Source organism: Corallococcus sp. 4LFB, from assembly GCF_046520365.1.
In the GTDB taxonomy this organism is placed as follows: Bacteria; Myxococcota; Myxococcia; order Myxococcales; family Myxococcaceae; genus Corallococcus; species Corallococcus caeni.
The window spans coordinates 1-1,385 of the sequence record NZ_JBKGHJ010000991.1; the positions used below are offsets into that span (position 1 = coordinate 1).

At 75.1% G+C, this 1,385-nt stretch carries 1 protein-coding gene and 1 pseudogene; both read left to right on the forward strand.

Annotation, left to right across the window (positions count from 1 at the left end):
- Window positions 1-335 (forward strand): annotated as a pseudogene (locus ACLEQD_RS43425) (pseudouridine synthase); the annotation flags it as partial.
- A gap of 97 nt (window positions 336-432) precedes the next feature.
- On the forward strand, window positions 433-1,385 hold a 953-nt coding region (locus ACLEQD_RS43430; RefSeq protein ID WP_410391797.1), incomplete at its 3' end, for a HEAT repeat domain-containing protein.

Here is a 1,385-nt window from a genome sequence, read left to right on the forward strand (position 1 = left end):
CCGGCCGCTTCGGCTCCGAGGGCGGCGCGCCTCGTGGTGGCGGCCGCTTCGGCAAGCCCGCCGGTGCGGGCGGCGCCCCTCGTGGCGACCGTCCGGAGCGCCGTGAATGGAAGCCGCGCGGTGAGTCCGGCGGGTCCGTCCCGACGCGCCGGGATTTCAAGCCCCGCGGCGAGGCCTCCGGCAGCCGGTCTCGCGGCGGCGGTGAGTCCGCGTCCAGCAGCTCCGGCGAGCGCATCGTCCGCGCGGGCGTGAGGAAGGGGCCCCCGGGTGAGGGCAGCAAGGCGCCTCGGGGAGGGGCAGGCCGCCCGCCCCCTCGCGGTGGCCGCTCCCGCTGAAGCATCCATCCTCCTGGGTCGCTCCGTTGGTGGGCGGCCCGGGGGGGCGTTGATATAACCGCCGCCTACCTCCACCGTCCGCCGCTCCTGGAGAACGATGCGAATCCGCGTGCGCCCCCTCTTCCTCGCCCTGACCCTGCTCGTCGGGTGCAATGGCAACCGGGATCAGCTCCTCGCGGAGATCCAGGACCCCCGTCCCGAAACCCGCGCCGCCGCCGTGAAGAAGCTGGCCGCGCAGAACAACCCGGACGACCTGGTCCTCTTCACCCGCGCCGCCAAGGACCTCTCCGCCTTCGTCCGGGGCGAGGCCGCGGCCGCGCTCGGGGAGAGCCAGGATCCGCGCGTCGTGGATCTGCTCGGGGAGCTCCTGGAGGATCCGGACGAGGCCGTGCAGGGGCAGGCCGCCCTGGCGCTCGCCAAGGTGAAGAGCGACAAGGCCAAGGCGTACCTCACGCTCCAGTACGGACGGCGGGGCCGCGCCACGCGCCAGGTCATCGTCCAGGCCCTCAAGAGCGCGAACGTCCCCGGCGCCATGGCCACCGTCGTCGCCGCGGAATCCAAGGGCCTCTGGGACCGCAACCTCCTGGCCCTTACCGAGGGCGCGCTCCCCGAACGCGTGGGCGCCGCCGAGGAGCTGGGCAAGAGTGGCCGCGCGGAGGCCGTGAACCGGCTGCTGCCCATGGTGCGCGACAGCCAGGTCATCCTCGCCGCCGCCGCCGTGCGCGGGCTGGGGGACGCGGGCGACACCCGCGCGGTGGCCCCCATCGCGCTGCTCCTCGACGAGAGCTTCCCGGAGCTGCGCGAGTCCGCCATCGGCGCGCTGATGAAGCTGCAGGACCCGACGGCCGCGGCGAAGCTCCAGGCGGTGGCGGTGGAGAAGAGCGCGGTGAGCCCGCTGGCCACCGAAGCCATCCTGACCTTCCCGCGCACGCCCACGACGGACGCCGCGCTGTGCGCCATCGCGCTCGACGGCGCCCGGGACGAGGCCCTGGACGCCGGCCGCGCCATGCGCTCGCGAGGCGGCTGCCCGACGGAGCCCATCGCGGAGCG